This is a genomic window from Dysgonomonas sp. ZJ279, from assembly GCF_011039205.1.
Classification (GTDB): domain Bacteria; phylum Bacteroidota; class Bacteroidia; order Bacteroidales; family Dysgonomonadaceae; genus Dysgonomonas.
The window spans coordinates 1-23,311 of the sequence record NZ_JAAKEL010000015.1 but is presented as its reverse complement, the minus strand read 5'-3'; the positions used below and the strand labels follow the sequence as shown (position 1 = coordinate 23,311).

At 37.7% G+C, this 23,311-nt stretch carries 21 protein-coding genes and 1 rRNA gene; 13 read left to right on the top strand and 9 right to left on the bottom strand.

What is annotated here, in order from left to right; genetic code table 11:
• The first annotated feature begins 97 nt into the window (after positions 1-97).
• From G7Y57_RS13220 to rsmG, 3 genes are all read left to right on the top strand, one after another.
• Positions 98-2,314 carry a DUF4838 domain-containing protein gene (locus tag G7Y57_RS13220; RefSeq protein WP_165024886.1) on the top strand — a complete coding sequence of 739 codons (2,217 nt, stop codon included), beginning with the start codon at positions 98-100 and terminating at the stop codon, positions 2,312-2,314.
• A gap of 239 nt (positions 2,315-2,553) precedes the next feature.
• A complete protein-coding gene (locus G7Y57_RS13215; RefSeq protein WP_165024884.1) occupies positions 2,554-3,399 on the top strand; it encodes an RsiV family protein in 846 nt (281 codons plus the stop codon).
• Between the two features lie 2 nt (positions 3,400-3,401).
• Complete coding sequence (rsmG, locus tag G7Y57_RS13210) at positions 3,402-4,022, top strand: 16S rRNA (guanine(527)-N(7))-methyltransferase RsmG (protein ID WP_165024882.1); 621 nt, start codon at positions 3,402-3,404, stop codon at positions 4,020-4,022.
• A 101-nt stretch (positions 4,023-4,123) separates the two neighbouring features.
• Here the strand turns inward: rsmG and G7Y57_RS13205 are convergent, their stop codons facing one another.
• Complete coding sequence (locus G7Y57_RS13205) at positions 4,124-4,825, bottom strand: prolyl oligopeptidase family serine peptidase (RefSeq protein WP_165024880.1); 702 nt, start codon at positions 4,823-4,825, stop codon at positions 4,124-4,126.
• Positions 4,826-5,096: 271 nt separating this feature from the next.
• Here G7Y57_RS13205 and G7Y57_RS13200 point away from each other — a divergent pair, with 271 nt between their 5' ends.
• The 7 genes from G7Y57_RS13200 to G7Y57_RS13170 all read left to right on the top strand — a co-directional run bounded on the left by G7Y57_RS13200 (position 5,097) and on the right by G7Y57_RS13170 (position 12,962).
• Positions 5,097-5,747 (top strand): NAD(P)-dependent oxidoreductase, encoded by a 651-nt coding sequence (locus G7Y57_RS13200; RefSeq protein ID WP_185153939.1) that lies wholly within the window; start codon positions 5,097-5,099, stop codon positions 5,745-5,747.
• Between the two features lie 214 nt (positions 5,748-5,961).
• Positions 5,962-6,603, top strand: coding sequence for an MBL fold metallo-hydrolase (locus G7Y57_RS13195; RefSeq protein ID WP_165024878.1), 642 nt, complete (start codon positions 5,962-5,964; stop codon positions 6,601-6,603).
• Positions 6,604-6,621: 18 nt separating this feature from the next.
• On the top strand, positions 6,622-9,474 hold the full coding sequence (gcvP, locus tag G7Y57_RS13190) for an aminomethyl-transferring glycine dehydrogenase (protein WP_165024876.1): 2,853 nt from the start codon (positions 6,622-6,624) through the stop codon (positions 9,472-9,474).
• Between the two features lie 91 nt (positions 9,475-9,565).
• Positions 9,566-9,886 carry a heavy-metal-associated domain-containing protein gene (locus tag G7Y57_RS13185; protein WP_165024874.1) on the top strand — a complete coding sequence of 107 codons (321 nt, stop codon included), beginning with the start codon at positions 9,566-9,568 and terminating at the stop codon, positions 9,884-9,886.
• Between the two features lie 2 nt (positions 9,887-9,888).
• A complete protein-coding gene (locus G7Y57_RS13180; RefSeq protein WP_165024872.1) occupies positions 9,889-10,338 on the top strand; it encodes a copper resistance protein NlpE in 450 nt (149 codons plus the stop codon).
• An 87-nt stretch (positions 10,339-10,425) separates the two neighbouring features.
• Positions 10,426-11,202, top strand: a complete 777-nt coding sequence (locus G7Y57_RS13175) for a carbonic anhydrase family protein (RefSeq protein WP_165024870.1) — start codon at positions 10,426-10,428, stop codon at positions 11,200-11,202.
• Positions 11,203-11,294: 92 nt separating this feature from the next.
• Positions 11,295-12,962, top strand: a complete 1,668-nt coding sequence (locus G7Y57_RS13170; protein ID WP_165024868.1) for a nucleoside kinase — start codon at positions 11,295-11,297, stop codon at positions 12,960-12,962.
• Between the two features lie 63 nt (positions 12,963-13,025).
• On the opposite strand, the gene rnc is transcribed toward G7Y57_RS13170, so the two are convergent.
• From rnc to G7Y57_RS13155, 3 genes are all read right to left on the bottom strand, one after another.
• On the bottom strand, positions 13,026-13,721 hold the full coding sequence (gene rnc / locus G7Y57_RS13165; RefSeq protein ID WP_410492648.1) for a ribonuclease III: 696 nt from the start codon (positions 13,719-13,721) through the stop codon (positions 13,026-13,028).
• Positions 13,722-13,850: 129 nt separating this feature from the next.
• Positions 13,851-15,113 carry a beta-ketoacyl-ACP synthase II gene (fabF, locus tag G7Y57_RS13160; protein ID WP_165024866.1) on the bottom strand — a complete coding sequence of 421 codons (1,263 nt, stop codon included), beginning with the start codon at positions 15,111-15,113 and terminating at the stop codon, positions 13,851-13,853.
• Positions 15,114-15,134: 21 nt separating this feature from the next.
• Positions 15,135-15,371, bottom strand: coding sequence for an acyl carrier protein (locus G7Y57_RS13155; RefSeq protein ID WP_165024864.1), 237 nt, complete (start codon positions 15,369-15,371; stop codon positions 15,135-15,137).
• Between the two features lie 154 nt (positions 15,372-15,525).
• On the opposite strand from G7Y57_RS13155, the gene G7Y57_RS13150 reads away from it, so the two are divergent.
• A complete protein-coding gene (locus G7Y57_RS13150; protein WP_165024861.1) occupies positions 15,526-16,101 on the top strand; it encodes a phosphoribosylglycinamide formyltransferase in 576 nt (191 codons plus the stop codon).
• On the opposite strand, the gene G7Y57_RS13145 is transcribed toward G7Y57_RS13150, so the two are convergent.
• Positions 16,098-17,024, bottom strand: coding sequence for a hypothetical protein (locus G7Y57_RS13145; RefSeq protein WP_165024858.1), 927 nt, complete (start codon positions 17,022-17,024; stop codon positions 16,098-16,100). The two genes, G7Y57_RS13150 and G7Y57_RS13145, sit on opposite strands and share 4 nt — an antisense overlap.
• A gap of 213 nt (positions 17,025-17,237) precedes the next feature.
• On the opposite strand from G7Y57_RS13145, the gene G7Y57_RS13140 reads away from it, so the two are divergent.
• Both G7Y57_RS13140 and G7Y57_RS13135 read left to right on the top strand, forming a co-directional pair.
• On the top strand, positions 17,238-18,878 hold the full coding sequence (locus G7Y57_RS13140; RefSeq protein WP_165024855.1) for a fumarate hydratase: 1,641 nt from the start codon (positions 17,238-17,240) through the stop codon (positions 18,876-18,878).
• A 156-nt stretch (positions 18,879-19,034) separates the two neighbouring features.
• On the top strand, positions 19,035-20,444 hold the full coding sequence (locus tag G7Y57_RS13135) for a hypothetical protein (RefSeq protein ID WP_165024852.1): 1,410 nt from the start codon (positions 19,035-19,037) through the stop codon (positions 20,442-20,444).
• Positions 20,445-20,463: 19 nt separating this feature from the next.
• Here the strand turns inward: G7Y57_RS13135 and pdxB are convergent, their stop codons facing one another.
• The 4 genes from pdxB to rrf form a co-directional block, all read right to left on the bottom strand.
• Positions 20,464-21,573, bottom strand: a complete 1,110-nt coding sequence (gene pdxB, locus G7Y57_RS13130; RefSeq protein WP_165024849.1) for a 4-phosphoerythronate dehydrogenase PdxB — start codon at positions 21,571-21,573, stop codon at positions 20,464-20,466.
• Positions 21,557-22,192 (bottom strand): ABC transporter ATP-binding protein, encoded by a 636-nt coding sequence (locus G7Y57_RS13125; RefSeq protein WP_255491448.1) that lies wholly within the window; start codon positions 22,190-22,192, stop codon positions 21,557-21,559. Before G7Y57_RS13125 ends, pdxB begins: the two co-directional genes overlap by 17 nt.
• Before the next feature lie 138 nt (positions 22,193-22,330).
• Positions 22,331-22,837: a ferritin gene (locus tag G7Y57_RS13120; protein ID WP_165024836.1), complete on the bottom strand. Its 507-nt coding sequence runs from the start codon at positions 22,835-22,837 to the stop codon at positions 22,331-22,333.
• 363 nt (positions 22,838-23,200) lie between these two features.
• A 5S ribosomal RNA gene (gene rrf / locus G7Y57_RS13115) occupies positions 23,201-23,311 on the bottom strand.

Sequence of the window (23,311 nt, the reverse complement as noted above, 5' to 3'; positions counted from 1 at the left end):
ACTTCATTTTAGTCTAATTTCTACATCCTAAATATTTTTAATAAATAAGATAAATCAATACCTTTGCAAGTATACCGAATCAATACCCTCAATTAAAATGAAAAACAGATTTACTCTATTGGCTATTTGTTATGCTATTTGTTTATTCAGTTATGCTCAGATAGCAATCGTAAAAAATGGAAAACCCCAGTCCCGCATTGTAGTCAACGAAAAAGACAGTACTGATCTGCAGGCTGCAAAGCTGATGCAGAACTTCTCTGAGAAAATAACGGGCACGAAGTTAGAAATTGTACCAAATAATAATAAGATAAAAAAAGGCGATATCTTAATCGGTGACTTTCAGCTACCGACAAACGACATCGATCAATCGAAAATTACGGAAGATGGTTTTATACTCTCCACCAAAGATGGCTATATCCGTGTAGTAGGCAATAAAGGCAAGGGGACAATATACGGAGTAGTAACGCTTCTCGAAGATTATTTCGGCATCCGTTACTTTGCGGAGAATACATATAGCCTCAACAAGAGTAAAGATATGATTGTAGATGCTAACATTCATAGAATTGACAATCCTTCGTTTCGCTATCGCCAGACACAGTCGTACAGCCTAAAAAATGACCCTGTCTATAAATTATGGCACAGACTTGAACAACCAAACGAAGTATTTGCCGATAATCTATGGGTACATACATTCAACCATTTACTTCCCGCTTCCGAATTTGGAGAGAAACACCCCGAATATTACTCATTCATAAACGGTCAGCGCAGGCCCGGAACAGCTAGCCAATGGTGTCTGACAAACCCCGAAGTTTTTGATATCGTATCACATCGCTTAGATTCCATATTCAAGAAGAACCCTGATAAGAACATAATTTCAGTCAGTCAGAACGATAGTCAGACACATTGCTATTGTGATGCTTGTAAAGCAATAGACGAAAAAGAAGGAAGCCCATCGGGAACAATTATTTATTTTCTGAATAAGCTTGCCGAACGTTTCCCCGATAAAGAGTTCTCTACACTTGCTTACCTATATTCCGTTCCCCCTCCGAAGCATATTAAACCATTACCCAATGTAAATATTATGCTATGCGATATCGATTGTTACAGGGAGGTCACATTACCTGAAAACCCTTCGGGACAAGCTTTTGTAAAAGATATGGAAGGATGGGCAAAGATCACCAATAATATATTTGTTTGGGACTATGGTATTAATTTCGACAATTACGTTTCGCCTTTTCCTAATTTCCACATACTGCAACCCAATATGCAGTTATTCAAGAAAAATGGAGCGACAATGCATTTCTCACAAATAGCCAGCATCAGAGGGGGGGATTTTTCCGAACTTCGCAGCTATGTAGTAGCTAAGCTATTATGGGACGTAGATGCCGATGTGGATGCAATTATACAATCTTTCCTCGAAGGATATTATGGCAAAGAGGCTGCCCCATACCTATACGAATATATGAAAACTCAGCAAGGCGCTCTTATCGGCAGCAATATCCCCCTTTGGATATACGACACTCCTGTAACACACAAATCGGGTATGCTAAACGATGCCATGATGAGACGTTACAAAGCTCTTTTCGACAAAGCCGAGCAAGCTGTGGCTGCAAATCCGACCTATCTCGACAGAGTGAGAATGGCGCGTCTGCCGATCCAATATGCAGAATTAGAAATAGCTCGTACCAAACCGATTGAAGACACTGAAAGTTTAAAAACGAAACTGGCTCTATTTCGTAAACGGGCAGCAGATTTCGGCGTAACCAGCCTTAATGAACGTAATAATACAGTCGAAGAATATTGCGATTTATACATACAACGCAACTTGTCTCACGATAAAAAAAGTCTGGCACAAGGGGCTAAGATAGATTTCATTGTTCCGGCAAATGCCCCTTACGATAAAATTGCCGGCACAGCATTAACCGATGGTTTGTATGGAGGTGCTACTTTCAACGAAGCTTGGGTAGGATGGTTGAAGGATGCCGAGTTTATTATCGACTTGGGAGAAACGAAGCAAATAAGAAGTGTAGAAGGCGACTTTCTTCATAAGTTAGGTGCATGGATTCTGCTACCTAAGAGCATGACAGCTTATACATCTACCAACAATAAAGATTTCACCTTAATGGGACATGTAGATATACCCGAAGATCGGGATATTGAAGTAAAATACGTAAATATTGCAGTAAAATCGGAAAAAGCCATAAGCACCCGTTATATAAAAGTAAAAATTGGAACAATCGGATTATGTCCGCCATGGCATTACGGAGTAGGAAATCCCGCCTGGTACTTCCTCGATGAAATTACAGTGTATTAAATAAAACTACTCAAAATTGGAGATATAATTACAGGCTGTTTTCGGCTGCGACAACAGCCTGTAATTATTTATAAAATCGAACAAAACAACAAGTTACACAGCAATCAAACCACACTATTTATATAAAATCTAAATAATTAACACACCCTTTCAAAAAAAAGGTTTGAATTCCCTAAACCCCAAGGGGGGTATTCTTGTTTTTATAGTATATTTGTACCTCCAAAACTATTAAGATGGTCATGAAAAATTTATTTCTTAATTCTACTTTTTCTATTTTGGGAGTTATTCTCCTACTTTCTTCTTGTACAAAAAAGGGAAATCACGAAGCCAATCTGATAGCGTTCGACACGATTAACGTGGCGAAAGTATACCATCTTGACAATGATTCTACAAAACCATCTTGCTCGTTGAAGATTGACTACATCTACCCCAATCAGTTTGAGAACGCAGATGTACTTGCTAAAATTCAGCAAGAATTGAACTTTATATTTATGGAAGGGGATGTTTACGAAACACTTACGCCTGTAGATGCTGTTAATAAATACGTTAACGACTATATAACAAACTACAAAGAAGAAGTAGAGTCTCAATTTGGGAACTGGGAAGAATCGGGAGAAACTGAAGATTACTTTTCATTCTACAAGACGCTTAGCAGCGAGATACTGTTTAATGAAGCAAACATTCTTTCTTATCAGATAAAAATGATGGATTATAAAGGTGGTGCTAACTCATCTACTTTATATCAAAATATAGTATTCGATCTCAATACAGGAAATGTTATTAAAGAACAGGATATATTTTCTCCCAACTACAAAAAATTACTGAATACATTACTTATTAACAAGATAGTCGCTCAAAACAAAGTACAAAAACCGGAAGACTTGCTTGAATTTGGATACTATGGTATAGAAGACCTTACATCCAATGGCAATTTCTATGTAGATAATAAAGGTATTACCTATATATACAATCAGAGAGAAATAGCAGCTCCATCTTTGGGCGAAATCCGTATATTTATTTCTTACAACGAAATAGAAAATCTATTGAGCGAAAATTCACCGATATCAGTCCTTTCCGGAAAATAACTATGGATATAATCTTAAAATACTTTCCTCATATCAGCGAGGAACAAAAAAGACAGTTTGCGGCACTATACGATTTGTATGTTGACTGGAATTCTAAAATCAATGTAATCTCGCGAAAAGATATTGAGAATTTATATACTCACCATGTTCTACATTCTTTGGCTATAGCTAAACTCATTAAGTTTTCCGATGGTACAAAAATAATGGATGTTGGTACAGGCGGAGGCTTCCCCGGAGTACCTTTAGCCATACTGTTTCCTAAGTGTCAGTTTTTGTTAGTAGATAGTATTGGTAAGAAAATACGAGTAGCTACCGAAGTATCGGAAGCCATCGGATTAAAAAACATACAATTCCGTCATTGCCGTGCCGAAGAAGAAAAAGGACTGTTCGACTTTGTAGTCAGCCGTGCTGTAATGCCTTTGCCTGATTTAGTGAAAATTATCCGCAAAAACATTTCGAAAGAGCAGAAGAATGCCATCCCAAATGGATTGATATGTTTGAAAGGTGGTAATCTCGACGCAGAAATGAAGCCGTTTAAGAAAAGTGCCGAAGCGGACGATCTCACAATGTATTTTGAAGAAGAATACTTTGAGACTAAGAAAATCGTTTACGTCCTCATTTAAGCAACTCATTTTAAGCCGCCCTAATCCCTCCCAGAAGGGCTACTTACCTGGATGGGTAACAACTCGATCTGAAAAATTCAGTCAGAACTTGCCGCAGTTATTTATGGTTTGTCCGAGCGGCTTTGCTTAAGCATCCACTCATACATCTGAGGATATTTCTCATAAAGATACTGTATTCCATGCCCTTCGCCTTTTAATTTTGTAAACTTAATCTCGCCCTTACATTCAGACAGAGCATCTACAATACGTTCTGTTTCAGTGATAGGTATTTTATCGTCGGCTGTTCCATGAAATGTCCAGATTGGAATGTCTTTAAGATTACAAATACGCGACATATCACTATCATTGCAACCTCCACACAATGGCACTATTGCAGCAAATTTGTCAGGATAATCCATCGCAACTATATATGTGCCATATCCTCCCATGCTTATACCTGTGAGATAAACTTTATTAATATCAATTCGATACTCAGCTAGTATTTTTGCATATAATGGCTCAAACCAATCGTCTGACGACCAATATTTATTATCAGGGCATTGAGGTGAAACTATAATAAAATCGAAATCGTTTCCCTGATCCACCAAATAAGGCAATCCATACTCTTTCAGCTTATTCAAATCGTTTCCTTTTTGTGAGCCTCCATGAAGGTAGATTACGAGAGGGTAATTTTGGGTTTGTTCAGAATAGTCTTTAGGCAGATACAGCAGATAATTGTAATCTGCTTTGGGCTTCGGCTGTGAATAGATATACCCACAAAAATAAAAAGTAAATAGTAAAAATAAGTATATCCTTGTGCTCATTAAGAAGTCAACTATAAATAAGATGTGCAAAGATATTATTTTTATTATTAGCACACTAGTTGATGAGAAAAGAACTATCGAACCTTCTCCAACACAGAATTGTTATAAACAAAGAAACTAAATTCAGAAACTACAACCGGTAAAATACTTACGGCTCTCAATCAGATAAGCTGTGCAACTTCAGCTGATTTCAGTAATAAGTTTCAATAATATTTTTCGCCAAAACAGTAACAAAATAAAATATAGATTACAAATTTAAGTAATAAAGATTATGAAAGTAGCATTACTAGGAGCAACAGGATTCGTAGGTTCACACCTATTACAAGAACTATTATCGAGAGGTTATGAGGTAACTGCAATTGCCCGTTCGGCAGAAAAGATTCCCGTAAAAGACGGAAAGCCAAAAACAATAAGCGCAGATGTTACCGATCCGAAGGCTTTAGCCAAGGCAATAAAAGGAAATGACATTGTACTTAGCGCATTCAACGCAGGATGGTCAAACCCGAATATTTATGACGATTTCATGAAAGGATCGCAGGCGATACAAGCAGCAGTAAAAGCAGCGGGAGTAAAACGCTATCTTGTTATCGGCGGTGCAGGCAGTTTATTCATAAACGGCAATCAAATAGTAGATGGTAAAGACTTTCCGGCCGAAATAAAAGGCGGAGCTACAGCTGCGAGGGATTATCTGAACTTACTGAAAAAAGAAACTGAACTAGACTGGACAGTATTCTCTCCTGCAATTGAGATGCATTCTGGTATTAAAACAGGTCGCACAGGCAAATACCGCACAGAAACAGAAAGCCCCGTTTTCGACAGCAACGGACATTCTAAATTATCAGTAGAAGATTTAGCGGTGGCAGTAGTAGACGAAATAGAAAACCATAAGTTTTCGCGTCAAAGATTTACTGCCGGATATTAAAAGTGTTACTCTCTTTTGTCATTCTGAACGAAGTGAAGAATCCCCACTCTTGATAAGAGATACTTCACTCCGTTCAGAATGACAAAATCACACGAAGAATTACTTGTGACACTCTCTCTTTTTCTATAAAATCATTTAAAAGAAATAGCCCCGGATAGAAAAAATTGTATCTTTAATCTTATATTTTAAACCCGATAAAAATAGAATAATAAATATGATTGTAAGAACATTCGAATTCAATCCAATAAGCGAAAATACATACATAGCTTACGACGAAACCAACGAGTGCGTGGTAATCGATCCGGGATGTTTCTATCCCGATGAAAAAGCAGAGCTATTCAATTTCATTACCGATAAAGAGCTTATAGTAAAACATCTCATCAATACACATCTTCATTTCGATCATGTATTCGGCAGCAGTTTTGTAGAAGAGCAATTTCAGATAAAAACGGAAGCCAACAAAAATGATGAATTCTTATTGGAGCAAATGCCAAAACAATTGCAAATGTTTGGCTTTAAAGATGCGAATACCAAAGCCCCTCAAATAGGAAAATATCTTAAAGAAAATGATGTAATCACATTCGGAAAACAACGAATAATTGTATTAGAAGTACCCGGACATTCTCCCGGTAGTGTAGTATTCTACAATCAGGATGCAGGATGTATATTTGTGGGAGATGTACTATTCAGAGGCAGTGTCGGACGAACCGATCTGGCCGGAGGTAGCCATATTCAGTTGATTACAGGCATCAAACAAAAACTATTAACGTTACCCTACGAGACTATTGTATATCCCGGACATGGACAGACAACTACAATAGGATACGAAGCGAAGAATAACCCATATCTACAATAAATAAAAACACAAAAAATTATGGAGACCGAAAAATTCCAGTATCGTCACATTGGTATCAATGCCGAAGATCAAAAGCTAATGTTGGCTAAAATCGGTGTAAAATCGATTGACGAACTGATAGACCAAACCATTCCTCAAAACATCAGGTTACAAGGAAAATTGAATTTGCCGGAAGCACTAAGTGAGCATGAATATGCCGAAGAAATGGCGCTCATGGCATCAAAAAACAGAATAAGTGCATCATATATAGGAATGGGCTGGTACGATACCGTTGCTCCTGCTCCTATCATCCGCAATGTATTTGAGAATCCGGTATGGTACACATCATACACACCATACCAAGCCGAAATATCGCAAGGACGGCTGGAAGCTTTGATGAACTTTCAAACAATGGTGAGTGATCTGACAGGATTACCGTTATCGAACAGCTCGTTGCTAGACGAATCGACAGCAGGAGCTGAAGCCGTAACAATGATGTATGCATTACGCAGCCGCGATCAGATTAAAAACGGAGCAAACAAAGTATTTGTAGACCAATATATTTTCCCTCAAACTCTTGCTGTTATAGAAACACGCATGAAACCGCAAGGAATAGAGGTGGTAATAGGTAGTTACAGAGAGATAGCATTAGACAATAGTTATTTCGCTGCCGTAATACAATATCCTAACTCGAATGGAAGCGTTGAAGATTATGCCGCTTTCACCGAAAAAGCACACAGTGCCGATTGTAAGGTTGCTGTTGCCACAGATCTTATGGCATTAGCCCTACTTACACCTCCGGGAGATTGGGGAGCAGATATCGCATTCGGTAGCAGCCAACGATTTGGCATACCAATGTTTTACGGTGGACCATCGGCAGGATTCTTCGCTACGAAAGAAGAATATAAACGTAACATTCCGGGACGTATCATAGGTGTATCGAAAGATGCTTATGGAAAAGCAGCCTATCGCATGGCTCTTCAAACCCGCGAACAACATATCAAAAGAGAGAAAGCGACATCTAATATATGTACTGCACAAGCATTACTAGCAACAATGGCAGGATTTTATGCAGTATATCACGGACCGAAAGGCTTAGAAAATATTGCAAAACGCATCCATTCCGCAACCGCTCTTATCAGCGATGAACTTAAAGAGTTGGGTTATATTTGCGAGAACGAGCAATACTTCGACACATTGAAAGTTGCACTTCCTGATGGAATAACACAGGACATGATTCATGATATGGCCGAAATGCGCGATATCAACTTAAGATATTTTACAACAGGCGAAATAGGAATAAGCATAGACGAAACTATCACCGAATATAAAGCGCACGAACTTCTTGCTGTTTTTGCTATGGCAAAAGGCAGAATGGAAGTATTTATGATAGACGACCTTCCTGAAAAATGTATTATAAAGGAGCAGTTTATCCGTAAAAGCAGTTACCTGCAACACGAGGTGTATAATTTATACCATACCGAAACTGAACTGATGCGCTATATAAAACGCCTCGACAGGAAAGATATATCTCTGGCACACTCCATGATTTCGTTAGGCTCATGTACAATGAAACTGAATGCAGCATCGGAGCTGTTACCATTGTCTTTAGGTGGATTTCAAAACATCCATCCTTTTGCACCCGAGTCTCAGACACAAGGGTACACCGAACTAATTGGCGAGCTGAAAGAATATCTCAAAGAAATAACAGGATTTGCTGACGTAAGCTTCCAGCCTAATTCGGGCGCAGCCGGAGAGTATGCAGGGCTAATGACCATCCGCACATACCTTGAGAGTATAGGAGAAGGGCATCGCAGTATTATATTGATACCGGCTTCGGCACATGGAACTAATCCTGCATCAGCAATTCAAGCAGGATACGAGACTGTAACAATTGCCTGCGACGAACTGGGCAATGTCAACATGGAAGACCTTGTTGCAAAAGCAGAGTTACACAAAGCCGATCTTGCCGGCTGTATGATTACATACCCGTCTACACATGGAATTTTCGAGAAAGAAATAAAAGAAATGTGTAAGATTGTACACGACAATGGCGGACAAGTATATATGGACGGTGCAAATATGAATGCTCAGGTAGGTCTTACCAATCCGGGCTTTATAGGAGCAGATGTATGCCATCTTAATCTGCACAAAACATTTGCCATACCACATGGTGGCGGTGGTCCGGGCGAAGGTCCTATCTGCGTAGCTGAACATTTAGTTCCGTTCCTTCCACACCATCCACAGACAGACGGCAGCACACTCAATACTGTTGCTTCTGCCCCTTATGGCAGCGCAGGCATCCTCCCTATCACATACGGTTATATTCGCATGATGGGAGCCGACGGACTGACAAATGCAACAAAAATAGCAATACTAAATGCTAACTATCTGGCTGAAGCCTTAAAAGATACTTATGGTATTGTTTATAGAGGAACAACGGGCAGAGTCGGTCACGAACTGATACTGGAATGCCGAAACGTAAAAGAAACATCGGGCATCACAGAGAGTGACATCGCAAAACGCCTTATGGACTACGGCTACCATGCTCCTACCCTTTCGTTTCCGGTACATGGTACACTGATGATAGAACCAACCGAAAGTGAAAGCCTTGCAGAGCTAAATCGCTTCATCGAAACTATGAATCAGATTTGGGAGGAAATAAAAGAGGTGGAAAATGGCGTTTACAGCAAAGAAGACAATGTTTTAATAAATGCACCACATCCCGAATATGAGATATGCGCAGATGAATGGAAGCATGCATATCCTCGCTCAAAAGCAGCATATCCACTTGATTTTGTGAAGAATAACAAATTCTGGATAAATGTTGCCCGCATCGATAATGCGTATGGGGACCGCAATCTGATCAGTTGCCTTTGCGATATGGGATAATTTTTTCTTAAAATTAACATTTTAATCTAAACAGAATAGCGTTGTAAATCGTTTACTAAGGAACGATAACTATTAAATTTAAAGTTAAGTTATGAATATTAAGATTTTTTCATTAGTTCTCACCCTCTTATTAACAATTGGAGGAGTATCTTTTGCCCAAGACAAAAAGAATAAAAAAGACGATAAGGAGATCGTTCTTTTTGATGTCTCTATGCATTGCGATAATTGTAAAAAGCGTATCGAAAAAAATATTGCTTACGAAAAAGGGGTAACGGATATGAGTGTTGATTTGCCGAATAAAACAGTAGAGATTGAATACAAGAAAGACAAGACATCGGTAGAAAAACTTCAGACAGCTATTGAGAAATTGGGCTATGAAGTCACTGTACATAACAACGAAGAAACAGAATGAAGATGAAGAAGCTATTAATTTTACCCTTAGCTATGCTAGTTTTATATAGCTGTGGAAACTCCTCCAAAACATCAGAGCAGGAAGTAGCATCAGTAGATGAATTTTCGAAAATTGCTAAAAACATGAATGATGAACATAATGCCAAGAATTCACTTGACATTATAGGAACGTACAAAGGGACATTGCCTACAGCTAGTGGCGAAGGAATGCAAGTTGTAATAACTCTTAACGACAATGCATTTACGAAAACTACTACATACATAGGAAAAAAAGATAGCACTAGTGAAGAGAAAGGTAATTTCAGCTGGAATGTCGAAGGTAATACAATTACACTCGATGGTATTGATTCTCCTAATCAATACTTCGTTGGAGAAAACACTCTTATTCAACTAGACATGGAAGGGAATAGGATAGTAGGAAACTTAGCAGATAAGTATGTTTTAAGGAAATAAGTTATTTACAATCTTAATGTTCAAAGCTTCTTTATAAAAATAGTTACGATTCGCAGATTAATAAACAAATAAACAACAGAGAAATTTATGAAAAGAAATGTTATTTTATTGACAGGAGCAGCAAGTTTGCTATCCCTATCACTACTTTTTAGCTCATGTAATAGCAAAGAAAAGGAAGTAGTTGCAACACCTGTAGATACAACTGCAACTGAGATCGCAAATGATCAGATCTTAACAAGCACAGTATTGACAAAAGCTGATCAAGACAAACTTACTCCACAAGATGTATTGAACAGTCTTAAAAAAGGAAACGAAGAGTTTACATCTGACAATCTAACTGTTAGAAACAATTCAGTTAGAGTAAGAGAAGCTTCATTAGGTCAATTCCCTAAAGTAGCTATCCTATCTTGTCTTGACTCTCGTGTACCGGTAGAAGATGTTTTCCATCTTGGTATTGGTGATGCTTTCGTTGGTAGAGTTGCCGGTAACATCGCAAACGACGACCTTATCGGTAGTCTTGAGTTTGCAACTAAAGTATCTGGCGCTAAACTAATCGTTGTACTAGGTCACGAACATTGTGGAGCTGTAATGGCAGCTATCGATGGTGTAGAACTAGGTAACATCACAGGATTACTTAACAAAATCAAACCAGCTGTAGATGGTGCTAAAGTAAAATTCGACGGTGACAAAACATCTGCAAACCCAGCTTTCGTAGAAGCAGTTTGTGATCACAACGTAGAACTTGCGATCAACCAAATCAGAACTAAGAGCCCTATCATTAAAGAAATGGAGAGCAAAGGTGAAGTTAAAATTGTAGGTGGTGTTTATGACATGACAACTGGAAAAGTAAGCTTCATGGAGTAATGTACTCATGAACTTTAAATAAAAAAACTAATTGGAGGATGTCTGCCTAAAGCAACATCCTCTTTTTTCACTAAAACTAAGACACTGAATTTATGAATGACAGAATTACGATTTACTGTACAAACAACAACACTCGTACCGATTTCCCGGCAGGAATCAGTCTTCTTGAGATTCTTAAAGAACTTAATATCGAATCAAAATATCCGATAATAAACGCGAAAGTAAACAACAAGACAGAACCTCTCGATTATAAAGCTTATAATAACAAAACCGTAAAATTCATTAGTATCAATGAATCATCGGGCATGAGAACATATGTACGCTCACTATGCTTCTTATTAGCCAAAGCGGTATCCGAAGTATTACCTAATGCCGAGCTAAATATAGAACATCCGATTTCGTTAGGATATTTCTGTAAGATCATAGGTAATGGCATTTTAGGAACTAAAGACATAGAGGCTATAAAAGCCAAAATGAAAGAATATGTTGCTGCCGATCTACCATTCGAAGGTGTGGAAGAAGAAACATCCAGAGTTGTAGAATTATTCAGGGCGCAAGGATTTGAAGATAAGGCGCTACTTCTGGAAACATCAGGAGCACTCTATTCTAAATATTACAGACTGGGAGATTCTATAGATTATTTCTATGGTTGCCTGGCTCCATCGACAAAGTATATAAATATATTCGATCTCGAACTTTATCATGACGGATTGCTACTTCGTGTACCAAACAGAAGTAACCCCGTAGAATTAGAACCGGTTATTGACCAAGCCAAAATGTTTAATGTATATGGGGAGCAATTAAAGTTTCTCAACATAATAGGGCTAAGCAATGTCGGTGATCTCAACCAAGCTAACCAAAAGCATAGAATGCCGGATATTATAAAAGTATCTGAGGCGTTACAAGAAAAAACAATTGCAAATATTGCAGGAAAAATAGCAGCAAGAGTAGATAGCGGCCTACGTATCGTTCTTATTTCGGGACCGTCATCGTCCGGTAAAACAACTTTCCGCATGCGTCTGGAAGTACAACTGATGGTCAATTTATTAAAACCGGTTGGCTTATCTCTCGACAACTATTTTGTAAATAGAGAGAAAACACCTCTTGACGAAGATGGAGGCTACGACTACGAATCGCTGCATGCCCTTGACATTGCCCAATTTAATGAAGATTTGGAGCGTTTATTAACAGGTGAAAAAGTTAAACTACCTACTTACAATTTCACAACAGGAAAAAGAGAATACAAAGGTGATGAACTACAATTGGAGGAAGACAACATTCTGGTTATAGAAGGAATACACGGCTTAAATCCGGACTTGACTGTAAATATACCGGACGAACAAAAATTCAAAGTTTATGTTTCGGCTCTGACCACCATTTCACTGGATAATCATAACTGGATACCAACTACTGATAACAGATTGCTTCGCCGTTTGATACGCGACTACCGTTACCGCAACTATTCGGCTATCGATACACTATCACGCTGGCAAAGTGTTCGCAAAGGTGAGGAGAAATGGATTTTCCCTTATCAGGAGAATGCCGATGTGATGTTCAACTCGGCTATGATATACGAGCTTGCAGCTTTACGCCGCTATGCCGAGCCTATACTTACACAAGTACCAAACAATGCCCCCGAATATGCAGAAGCACATCGTCTATTGAAATTTTTAGGGTATTTCAATTACATCAGCGATAGAGAACTGCCCCCAACATCTCTTTTGAGAGAGTTTTTAGGAGGAAGTAGTTTTAAATATTGATTAAACGAAAAGGAGGAAAGTTTTAGCTTTCCTCCTTTTTTATTTCATCTATCATAGAATCCTCTATGACTCTTCAACTTCTACATTTTTAGATTCCATCAAGCTTTCTACATGACTTTTATGTTTATTCATTATGTAGTGTATGAATTCAGAATCATTTTTCAATCGCGCCATAGCCATCTGAGCGGCCTTCTGCTGCGATTCTTTTTTTGAATAGCCTGTTCCCTCACCAACTGTCTCGTGAAGTATCCTGACCACCGTCTTGAAGATCGGCGTATTGTTCTCATCTACGAAGCTATCGACTAGGTCGAAACTCACGGCAATCTTTTCTTTCTGACTCCACTCTATCAATCGTGATTTAAAGTTACCTTCCGATTCGGCGACAGTATCTATATTTAGAAATTGCTGGATCAAACGTTCATAAACAAACTGTTTAGCCATCCTGTATCCCTGATCGAGATAAATAGCGCCAATCAATGCTTCCAGAGCATTTCCATACATGTGTGTATTGGGTGTAGTACTACGGGCTGATGTCTTGATGAGTTTATCGATACCCAATTCGAGTGCAAGTTTGTTTAAAGTTTCACGCTGAACTATTTTAGAGCGCATGTTGGTAAGAAAGCCTTCTTTCTTATACTCAAATTCTTTGAATACGATATCAGCCACTATAGCATCGAGAATCGCATCACCTAAGAACTCAAGGCGTTCATTATTTATCCAACGCCCATCCTTCATCTTTATCGAAGAAGACTTGTGCAAAAGCGCTTGTTCATAGAGCGTTATATTGTACGGGGTAAAGTTTAGTATCCTATAAAAAGAAACATAAGGCTCCTTCCCTCTTTTAGGAAGAAGCCTCATACTTCGATATAGTTTTTTAAGCACTTCTACTTATTTTTTAAACTTCTTAATGATTACGCAAGCATTATGTCCACCAAAACCAAACGTGTTAGAAAGAGCAGCATTAACAACTCTCTTCTGAGCTTTGTTGAATGTAAGGTTTAACTTATAATCAATGTCAGCATCTTCATCACCTTCTGTGTAGTTGATTGTAGGAGGAACTATGTCGTTCTGTACAGCTAGTACGCAGAACATAGCTTCTATTGCTCCGGCAGCACCTAACAAGTGACCGGTCATTGATTTTGTAGAACTAATGTTTAGTTTGTAGGCGTGATCACCAAACACATCTTTAATTGCTTTGATTTCAGAAGGGTCTCCTACCGGTGTAGATGTACCGTGTACATTTACATAGTCAAGCTCTTCGGGCTTCATATTAGCATCTTCAAGTGCATTTCTCATCACAAGTTTAGCTCCTAATCCTTCAGGGTGCGATGCTGTTAAATGGTAAGCGTCGGCAGACATTCCACCTCCAACTACTTCCGCATATATCTTAGCACCACGAGCAATTGCATGCTCCATTTCTTCAAGGATTAAACAAGCAGCTCCTTCACCCATTACAAACCCATCGCGACTAGCGCTAAACGGACGTGATGCTGATTCGGGAGATTCGTTACGGGTCGATAATGCAGTCATTGCATTAAAACCACCAACTCCGGCCGGAGTAATTGCAGCTTCGGCACCACCCACTACCATAGCATCGGCTTTACCCAAACGGATAAGATCGAATGCTGTAATAGCACTGTTGGTCGACGAGGCACATGCAGATACTGTTCCGAAATTAGGTCCACGTAAACCATGTCTAATAGAAATATGTCCTGCTGCAATATCAGAAATCATCTTAGGAATAAAGAACGGATTGAATTTAGGACCCATATCTTCGTGAGTGTAGTAGTATGCAACTTCCTCTTCGAAAGTTTTAATACCACCGATACCTGCCGAGAATATAACTCCGACTCTATCTTTGTTCACCTTTTCAAAATCGAAATTCGAATCGGCTATCGCTTCCTCTGATGCTGCGATTGCAAGTAATGTATATCTATCACACTTGCGAGCTTCTTTTCTATCCAAATAAACAGATGGATCGAAATCTTTAACTTCACAAGCGAATTGCGTTTTAAATTTAGACGCATCAAAATGAGTAATAGGTCCGGCACCACTCACTCCATTGATAGCATTGTTCCACGTAGTGGCTACATTGTTACCAATAGGGCTTATCGACCCCAGACCTGTTACTACTACTCTTTTTAACTCCATAAGTAAATATTGGAAAAAAGATTATTTTGCATTTGCTTCAATATAAGAGACAGCGTCTCCTACTGTAGCGATTTTTTCAGTTTGATCATCTGGAATAGAAATACCAAATTCTTTTTCAAATTCCATGATTAATTCTACTGTGTCAAGTGAATCAGCTCCTAAATCATTTGTAAAGCTGGCAGTATTTGTTACTTCAGATTCTTCTACGCCTAACTTATCAACAATAATTGCTTTCACTTTTGATGCTACTTCCGACATAATTCTTAGTTTTAATTAATAATAAATTTTTTATTTCTAATTTTGTCGATGCAAAGTAACAGTTTTTTATACATACGAAACAAATATTTCATTGATAAAATAGTTAAAACTGCACATTATTTTTATTTCTGTGCAGACAACATTAAACACGTTTATGACAAAAATCGCCATTTTCGCCTCAGGATCAGGAACTAACGCTGAGAATATTGCTAAATATTTCGAAGGAAACAGCAATATAGAAATCTCTCTTATTGTATCTAATAAAAAAGATGCATTTGTACACGAGCGAGCCAAAACACTTGGTATAGAATCCGTTACATTCTCTAAAAATGAAATTGAGAACACAAATGAGGTAGTTAATTATCTAAGAGATAAGCATATCGACTTCATTGTTCTTGCCGGATTTTTGTTAAAAGTACCGGATAATATACTTAAGGCTTATCCTAATAAAATTGTAAATATACACCCTGCTCTACTCCCTAAGCACGGAGGTAAAGGCATGTATGGAGATAATGTGCACAAAGCCGTTGTTAAGGCAGGTGACACAGAATCGGGGGTAACAATACATTATATAAACGAAAACTATGATGAGGGAGATGTTATCTTCCAGGCAAAATGCCAAGTGAGCAAGGATGACACCTATGAAGATGTCGCAAAAAAAGTGCATATATTAGAATATACGCACTTCCCTATTATTATCGAAAGCATTCTTAAGGATAAAAACGATTAATCGTTTTTATCCTGTTCAGCTTTCTGTTTTCTATTTTCTTTTATTCTTCGGACAGACTTTTTAGGCTCGTCCTTCTTTTCCACTTCTATTTTTATCTTTTCGCCTTTATCGCTTTTCACTTCTTCCATCTTAATTTCGGTCCTTTGAGCCGGCTTGATCGTCTCACCATCTTGACCTATTTTCCGAGGGGCAGAATCTATCTCTTTAGATTTATTTTTGTTGGAAGGCGAAACTTTTATCAAATCGTCAAATAGTACCGGTTCCTCAATTGGAGCCATCTCCTCTTCTGATGGGTAATATTCAGCTCCGACAAATAAACTTTCAGCAACTTCCGGCAGGACCTGAACCCAAATTTCACCATTGGGATTACCCGAAAGCGTATTTGTAGCCTTTACTGTACGGCTTAACACATCGGCAGGACGCAAGAAATCGATAAAAACAGGATCAACCTCTATCCCGTTTATATAGTAAGTTGGCCTGTCGCCAAACTTAGCATACAATTCAGCTAATTTAAGAGCCGTGGATTCCGCCAATATACTATCGGCAAGACTAGTAGCCACAACTTCTTTTTTTCGCTTCATCCTTTCTACTTGTGATGCTCGAAAACCTAAAGATTCATTTACTGTTATATTTGCGGTATGCTCTCTAGCTACTTTATCCAATAGTTTATTAACATCCAGGGCTGCTTCTTCAAGAGATTGATATTTAGTATCCATTTCTAAGAATACTTGCTCTTCTTTAAATCTTTTATCTCTATTTAGAAACCTGGCCTTTTCTCCTTGTAAACCACTACTTAGGTTATTCACAAGAACTGTTGTATCACCCGTACTAAGGATGATCTTCGTTTTCCCTATCTGAGCCATAGCCCAGACCGGAATCAAAAGCATTATGCATACTAAAAATATGTTTCTGCTTGTATTCATTTGTGCTTAATTCTTTTATATTCATTTGCCACCAACACGTATGGTCGCTATATACAACGCAAATATACAAGTTTTTTTAGTAAAGACATTTACTCATAACCAAAATTAGTATAAGAAACAGCGATTTACTACTTTTTAAATAAGTGAGGTATATTGACTCAAAGGGATATTTTCATTACATTTGTGGTATAAAATATCAACTAAAACAACATCATGGCAACACCTCCATTCAAGTATCAGGACACGTTCCCGATGGGAAAAGACACGACCGAGTATTACTTATTATCGAAAGATTATGTATCAACAAGTCGTTTCGAAGGACAAGAAATTCTGAAAGTAGAACCAGAAGCTTTAACATTATTATCGCAACATGCTTTTCATAATGTTGAATTTCTTCTTCGCCCCGAACATCAGGCACAAGTAGCGAAAATCTTATCAGACCCTGAAGCCAGCGACAATGACAAATTTGTGGCACTTACTTTCCTTCGCAATTCTGAGATTTCGGCTAAAGGTATTTTACCTTTCTGCCAAGACACAGGTACAGCAATCATCATGGGTAAGAAAGGACAAAACGTTTGGACAGGTGGCAATGACGAAGAAGCTCTATCTAAAGGCGTATACAACACTTTTACCGAAGACAATCTGCGCTATTCGCAGAATGCACCGTTAGATATGTATAAAGAAGTAAACACAGGAACAAATCTCCCTGCGCAAATAGACCTTTATGCAATAAACGGAAACGAATATAAATTTCTTTTTGTAGCTAAAGGCGGTGGTTCTGCCAACAAAACATATCTGTACCAAGAAACTAAAGCATTGCTTACTCCGGGGAAACTAGAGAAATTCCTGATCGAGAAAATGAAATCATTAGGTACAGCTGCCTGTCCTCCTTATCATATTGCATTCGCTATCGGTGGCACTTCTGCCGAATCGAATCTTAAGGTGGTGAAACTTGCTTCTACCAAATATTATGACAATCTGCCAACCGAAGGTAACGAAGGCGGACAAGCATTTCGTGATATAGAAATGGAAAACAAATTACTAAAAGCTGCTCAAGAACTTGGTCTTGGTGCTCAATTTGGAGGTAAGTTCTTTGCTCACGATGTACGCGTTGTACGTTTGCCTCGCCATGGTGCTTCTTGCCCTGTAGGCATGGGAGTATCTTGTTCGGCTGACCGTAATATCAAAGGAAAAATCAACAAAGATGGTGTTTGGTTAGAAAAAATGGAAGATAACCCGACACGTCTTATCCCCGCAGAACTGCGTGAAGCAGGAGAAGGAGGCGGTGTGAAAATCGACCTTAACCGACCGATGAAAGAGATTTTGGCCGAACTTACAAAATATCCGGTATCGACTCGTTTGTCTCTTACAGGAACGATTATTGTGGGTCGCGATATTGCCCATGCTAAACTTCAAGAGAGAATAGACAATGGCGAAGGCCTTCCACAATATATAAAAGATCATCCTATCTATTATGCGGGTCCTGCTAAGACTCCGAAAGGATATGCCAGCGGATCGATGGGACCAACTACCGCGGGACGCATGGATTCGTATGTAGACTCATTTCAATCGCATGGTGGCAGTTTAATTATGATCGCTAAAGGAAACCGCAGCCAACAAGTTACAGACGCTTGTCATAAGCATGGCGGATTCTATTTAGGCAGCATTGGTGGCCCTGCTGCTATTCTGGCACAGACTAATATCAAGAGCCTTGAATGTCTGGAGTATCCTGAATTGGGTATGGAAGCTATCTGGAAGATAGAGGTAGAAGATTTTCCTGCATTCATTCTGGTAGATGATAAAGGAAATGATTTCTTTCAACAAATAAAGCCGACTAATTGCACGTCTTGCTAAGAGACAGTTTTCCATAAACAAAAAAAGCTCCAAGTTTTGGAGCTTTTTTTGTTTAACAAGTTAGCACACGCACCACATTAACCTTAATTAACTTAAAGCCTTACACGACATATATAAATATTCCTATTTTTATTAAATATTTAAATCTATGAAATCATGAAAAAAATACATTTATTGTGCATTTTCGCACTAATATTCGCAATATCGTGTTCCAGCGATAACGATCAGGAAGATCTTATAATTCCGGGGCAACCAAAAAATGGAGAAATACAACTCATTTATGATGCAAGCTCATCTTCGACTTTTTCCGGTTTCAGTATACAAGCCAAGGATATAACAGTCGATTGGGGAGACGGCGAAATACAACAGCTACCGGGATCCACTTCTTCGACAGAACTGACTCATGAATATAAAGACACCAAAACGTATACGATCTCAATTAAAGCTATAGATATTCAATCTCTAGCTGATAATGGAGATGTTTATACTGATTTATCAGAACTTTCGACTATCAAAGGCTTGTATATCGGTGAAAGCATGGAAATAGGAGACGTTGAACTCATCAGTAAAGGATTAGAAAAGATACAAATACCATCTAACTCTAAAATCCGATATTTAAGAATGGATGTCAACAGCGAATTTAATTTTGAACAACTCAACAACTGCCTGTTATCATCCGTAAGCCTTGATTTGTGGACTGATATTGGGAGTATAAACCTAAACAATAATAATATACTGGGTCTAACTGTAAGATTTATTGATCTGATAACTATTGAAAAATTAGACTTGAAAGCATGCAAAAACCTTAATTATTTACATATATCAAATTACAATCCGATCGATATACAAAATACTAAAAGGGCTGAAATAAAAGACATCCAATTACAGGAATTATCTGGTCTTAAAACATTAAAAATAACAAATACAGCAATAGCGAAACTTGATTTAAGCGCCATTACATCATTATACACATTATCCTTAACTAATATTGAAACCAAAGAACCTATAAATTTAGGAGAAGGTGCAGAGAAAATTGAAATAATAGAATTCAATGAAATGCAAAATAGCATTACTTCTCTAGATATCAGCAAATGCAAAAATCTATCAACATTAAAACTAGTTAACCTACAAGCTCTTAAGAGCATTAAATTTGGAGGTATAAAAAATCTATTTATTATTGAAATTGGTTTATGCGACAAACTAAAATCACTTGATTGCCAAGACTTATCTCACCTATTCCTTTTAAGCTGTACAAGTAATACAAATAAACAAGATGCTTTAGAATCATTAAATATAACAAACGCAACCAGTTTAGGGATTTTGCGTCTGTCCGGTACAAATCTAACTACAATTACATCGGGAAACAATCATCAGCTTCACGAGGTATCACTCTATGATAATAATCTGGGAGAAAGTACTCTAATCGACTTTATAAATAAACTGGACGACACGCCACTAGCAGGTCCGAAAAGAGAATTGAAGCTTTTCGGGAATACAGGTTATACTACCAAGGTTCAGAATAGTGCGAAACAACTGAATAATTGGAGCCTGATCGATCCAGAATAAAAATATTGAAAAGGCATCATTATCTGAAACCTAATTCCTTTAACAATATCCGCTCGTCTTCTGACGCGTTTACAACAGCGTATGCTTTATATTCGCGTCGAAGTGGGTATTCGTTCCTCAATTGTTTAAAAGTGTCCGGTGCAGCAATTAAACGCCCGAAATCACCCATCGGTGTATATGTTTCCAATATCGCATCGTAAACTCGATTGTCAGAAGTTGGATAAGTAGCTAAGTCTATAAGCGGATTTATTGGTTCGAGTTCTTTTATTGCCGAAATCGGCTCTTTACTTAACTGATAGAAATCTGCTATGGATTCTAACGACATACGTGTGGCATTTGCCTTTCCATCGGCAGAATAGCCTGCTATATGAGGAGTGGCAATATCTACTAAATCCATATATTCAAGATCAATAGTCGGTTCCTTTTCCCAGCAATCTATTATAGCACCCGATATCTCACCCAGCTTAATTGCATTTTTGATAGCCTCTGTATCGATTATACCACCACGAGCTGAATTAATTATAATAGGTTTTTTCTTTAGAGATACGAAAAAGTTTTTATCTGCTAAATGATACGTTTTATAGCTTCCGTCCTTAGTTAGCGGAGTATGGAAAGTTATTATATCTGCTTCCTGTTGAATAGTTTTGAGACTTACAAAACTATTATCATTTTCTATTGCTTGTCTTAGTGGGTCATTAAGTAAAACTTTCATACCTAATAAACGACAAGCTTTTGCAACCTTCTTACCCACATTACCGACACCTACTATACCGATTGTTTTGTCTCTCAGATCGAATCCTTTCTTGCGTGAAATAATTATCAACGACGAAACAATATATTGCTGTACCGAACCTGAATTACATCCCGGTGCATTCTTCCATACAATATCATGAGCATCACAATAATCTGTATCAATGTGATCATAACCGATAGTTGCCGAACAGATTAATTTCACATTAGTATCTTTCAGTATCTTTTCATCGAAGTGAGTAACAGTTCGTACTATAAGTACATCAGCATCTTTGATACTATCATGTGTAAAATCGGAACCCGCAAGGTATTCTACTATACCATAATTCTCGGCTACGCCTTTTAAGAAAGGAATATTTTTATCAGCTATTATTTTCATTGATCAACTGGTGAAAAGTTTCTTGTATAGATTCTATCGTATCAATATCCTGATCGGCAACAACTAGACCTTTATCCATAAGTATAAAGCGTGAGCAGATATCTTTTACTTCTTGTAATATATGAGTAGAGAAAATGATCATTTTCTCTTTTGATAATTCGACAAATAAATTATTCAGACTTTCTCGCTGATTAGGATCTAATCCGCTTGTTGCTTCGTCAAGAATAAGAAATACGGGATCATGCACCAAAACCTGTGCAATGCCTACACGTTGTCTATTACCTTTCGACAAAGTTTTTATCTTCTTCTTATATTCTTTATGTAAGCCGGTTTGCTCTATAACAGAAGATACTTTATCTTTCTCTACTTTATAAATATCAGCGACGTATTGGAGGTATTCCCTCACATACATATCTTCATATAAAGGATTATCTTCAGAAAGATAGCCTATATGTTTTCTTATTTCAAAAGTATCAGTAAATACATCTTTTCCTTTATAGGTTATCTCACCTTTATCAGGATGAATGATTGCTGCCAAAATCTTCATTAAAGTCGATTTTCCTGCACCATTTACACCCAGCAGTCCGACAACATGGCCTCTATCTAATGTAAAACTCACACTAGATAAGGCTTTAATGCCACCGTAGGATTTTGATATATTATCGACTTTTAACAATATCTTTCCACTTTTGATTATTTATTATATAAAAAATCACCCCGGAAAAGCTCTGGAGTGATTCTAGTATAGTACATCCAATTACTCAGCAATTGGAGAATAAGCACGACCTTGTAATTCTTTATCAAGGGTATATATACCAAAGCCATTATCTTTAATCAATTTCAAAGCATCAATGAAGCTCGTAGCTGTAGCTTCTTCTTCCACTTGCTCGTCTATAAACCATTTCAATAGACTTTCGGTAGCATAATCTTTTTCTTCCTTAGCCAAAGATACAAGATCATTAATAAGACCTGTTACGACTTTTTCATGTTTCAACGTATCTTCAAAAGCATCTAACGGCGATTTCCATGACAATGGAACTTCTGCCACAGGTTTTAATTCAACCTTGCCACCTCTTTCTATAATATATTTGAAAAATTTCATCGCATGATCTTGTTCCTCTTTGAATTGAATCTCGAACCAGTTTGCAAATCCTGGTTTCCCCTCTGCTGCAAAGTGAGCAGACATTGATAAATATAGGTATGCCGACCATAATTCAGCATTGATTTGCGCATTTAATGCATCTTCTAATTTCTTACTTAACATAATAATGATATTTATTTTGTTTTACAATTCTTGTTAATGCTCTCTAATCTGACATCGTTTTCTCACAAAACATACTATCAGAAAATACTTTGATGATTTAACAAAGATATAATACAATAATGAAAGAGCATTATTTAAGAGTGTAAATTATGATAAAAAATACTGATATGCTTATTCACGCTTTTTATCTATCCCTATCTATAGTATAGAATTATGTATTTTCAGATTAGGTAAAGAGTAATTGGAGCTTGCAGTTTTTGTAGTAATACTAGTACTAGTGATTGCAGTATATAATTATATGAGTGTATTGTATCTACCAAAATAAGCGCCTGTAGTATTTCTACTAGAGGCGCTCTTGCTTAAAGACGGCGGTAACCTACTCTCCCACATAATTGCAGTACCATCGGCACGATTGGGCTTAACTTCTCTGTTCGGAATGGGAAGAGGTGGAGCCCCAATGTTATAACCACCTTA

Coding starts and splice junctions, on each gene's coding strand:
- fabF (WP_165024866.1), bottom strand. CDS start 15,113: ATGGAGTTAAAAAGAGTAGTAGTAACAGGTCTGGGGTCGATAAGCCCT.
- G7Y57_RS13135 (WP_165024852.1), top strand. CDS start 19,035: ATGAAAAAAATACATTTATTGTGCATTTTCGCACTAATATTCGCAATA.
- G7Y57_RS13195 (WP_165024878.1), top strand. CDS start 5,962: ATGATTGTAAGAACATTCGAATTCAATCCAATAAGCGAAAATACATAC.
- pdxB (WP_165024849.1), bottom strand. CDS start 21,573: ATGAAAATAATAGCTGATAAAAATATTCCTTTCTTAAAAGGCGTAGCC.
- G7Y57_RS13220 (WP_165024886.1), top strand. CDS start 98: ATGAAAAACAGATTTACTCTATTGGCTATTTGTTATGCTATTTGTTTA.
- G7Y57_RS13200 (WP_185153939.1), top strand. CDS start 5,097: ATGAAAGTAGCATTACTAGGAGCAACAGGATTCGTAGGTTCACACCTA.
- G7Y57_RS13215 (WP_165024884.1), top strand. CDS start 2,554: ATGAAAAATTTATTTCTTAATTCTACTTTTTCTATTTTGGGAGTTATT.
- G7Y57_RS13205 (WP_165024880.1), bottom strand. CDS start 4,825: ATGAGCACAAGGATATACTTATTTTTACTATTTACTTTTTATTTTTGT.
- rsmG (WP_165024882.1), top strand. CDS start 3,402: ATGGATATAATCTTAAAATACTTTCCTCATATCAGCGAGGAACAAAAA.
- G7Y57_RS13150 (WP_165024861.1), top strand. CDS start 15,526: ATGACAAAAATCGCCATTTTCGCCTCAGGATCAGGAACTAACGCTGAG.
- G7Y57_RS13140 (WP_165024855.1), top strand. CDS start 17,238: ATGGCAACACCTCCATTCAAGTATCAGGACACGTTCCCGATGGGAAAA.
- G7Y57_RS13175 (WP_165024870.1), top strand. CDS start 10,426: ATGAAAAGAAATGTTATTTTATTGACAGGAGCAGCAAGTTTGCTATCC.
- G7Y57_RS13145 (WP_165024858.1), bottom strand. CDS start 17,024: ATGAATACAAGCAGAAACATATTTTTAGTATGCATAATGCTTTTGATT.
- G7Y57_RS13155 (WP_165024864.1), bottom strand. CDS start 15,371: ATGTCGGAAGTAGCATCAAAAGTGAAAGCAATTATTGTTGATAAGTTA.
- G7Y57_RS13180 (WP_165024872.1), top strand. CDS start 9,889: ATGAAGAAGCTATTAATTTTACCCTTAGCTATGCTAGTTTTATATAGC.
- G7Y57_RS13170 (WP_165024868.1), top strand. CDS start 11,295: ATGAATGACAGAATTACGATTTACTGTACAAACAACAACACTCGTACC.
- gcvP (WP_165024876.1), top strand. CDS start 6,622: ATGGAGACCGAAAAATTCCAGTATCGTCACATTGGTATCAATGCCGAA.
- G7Y57_RS13185 (WP_165024874.1), top strand. CDS start 9,566: ATGAATATTAAGATTTTTTCATTAGTTCTCACCCTCTTATTAACAATT.
- G7Y57_RS13120 (WP_165024836.1), bottom strand. CDS start 22,837: ATGTTAAGTAAGAAATTAGAAGATGCATTAAATGCGCAAATCAATGCT.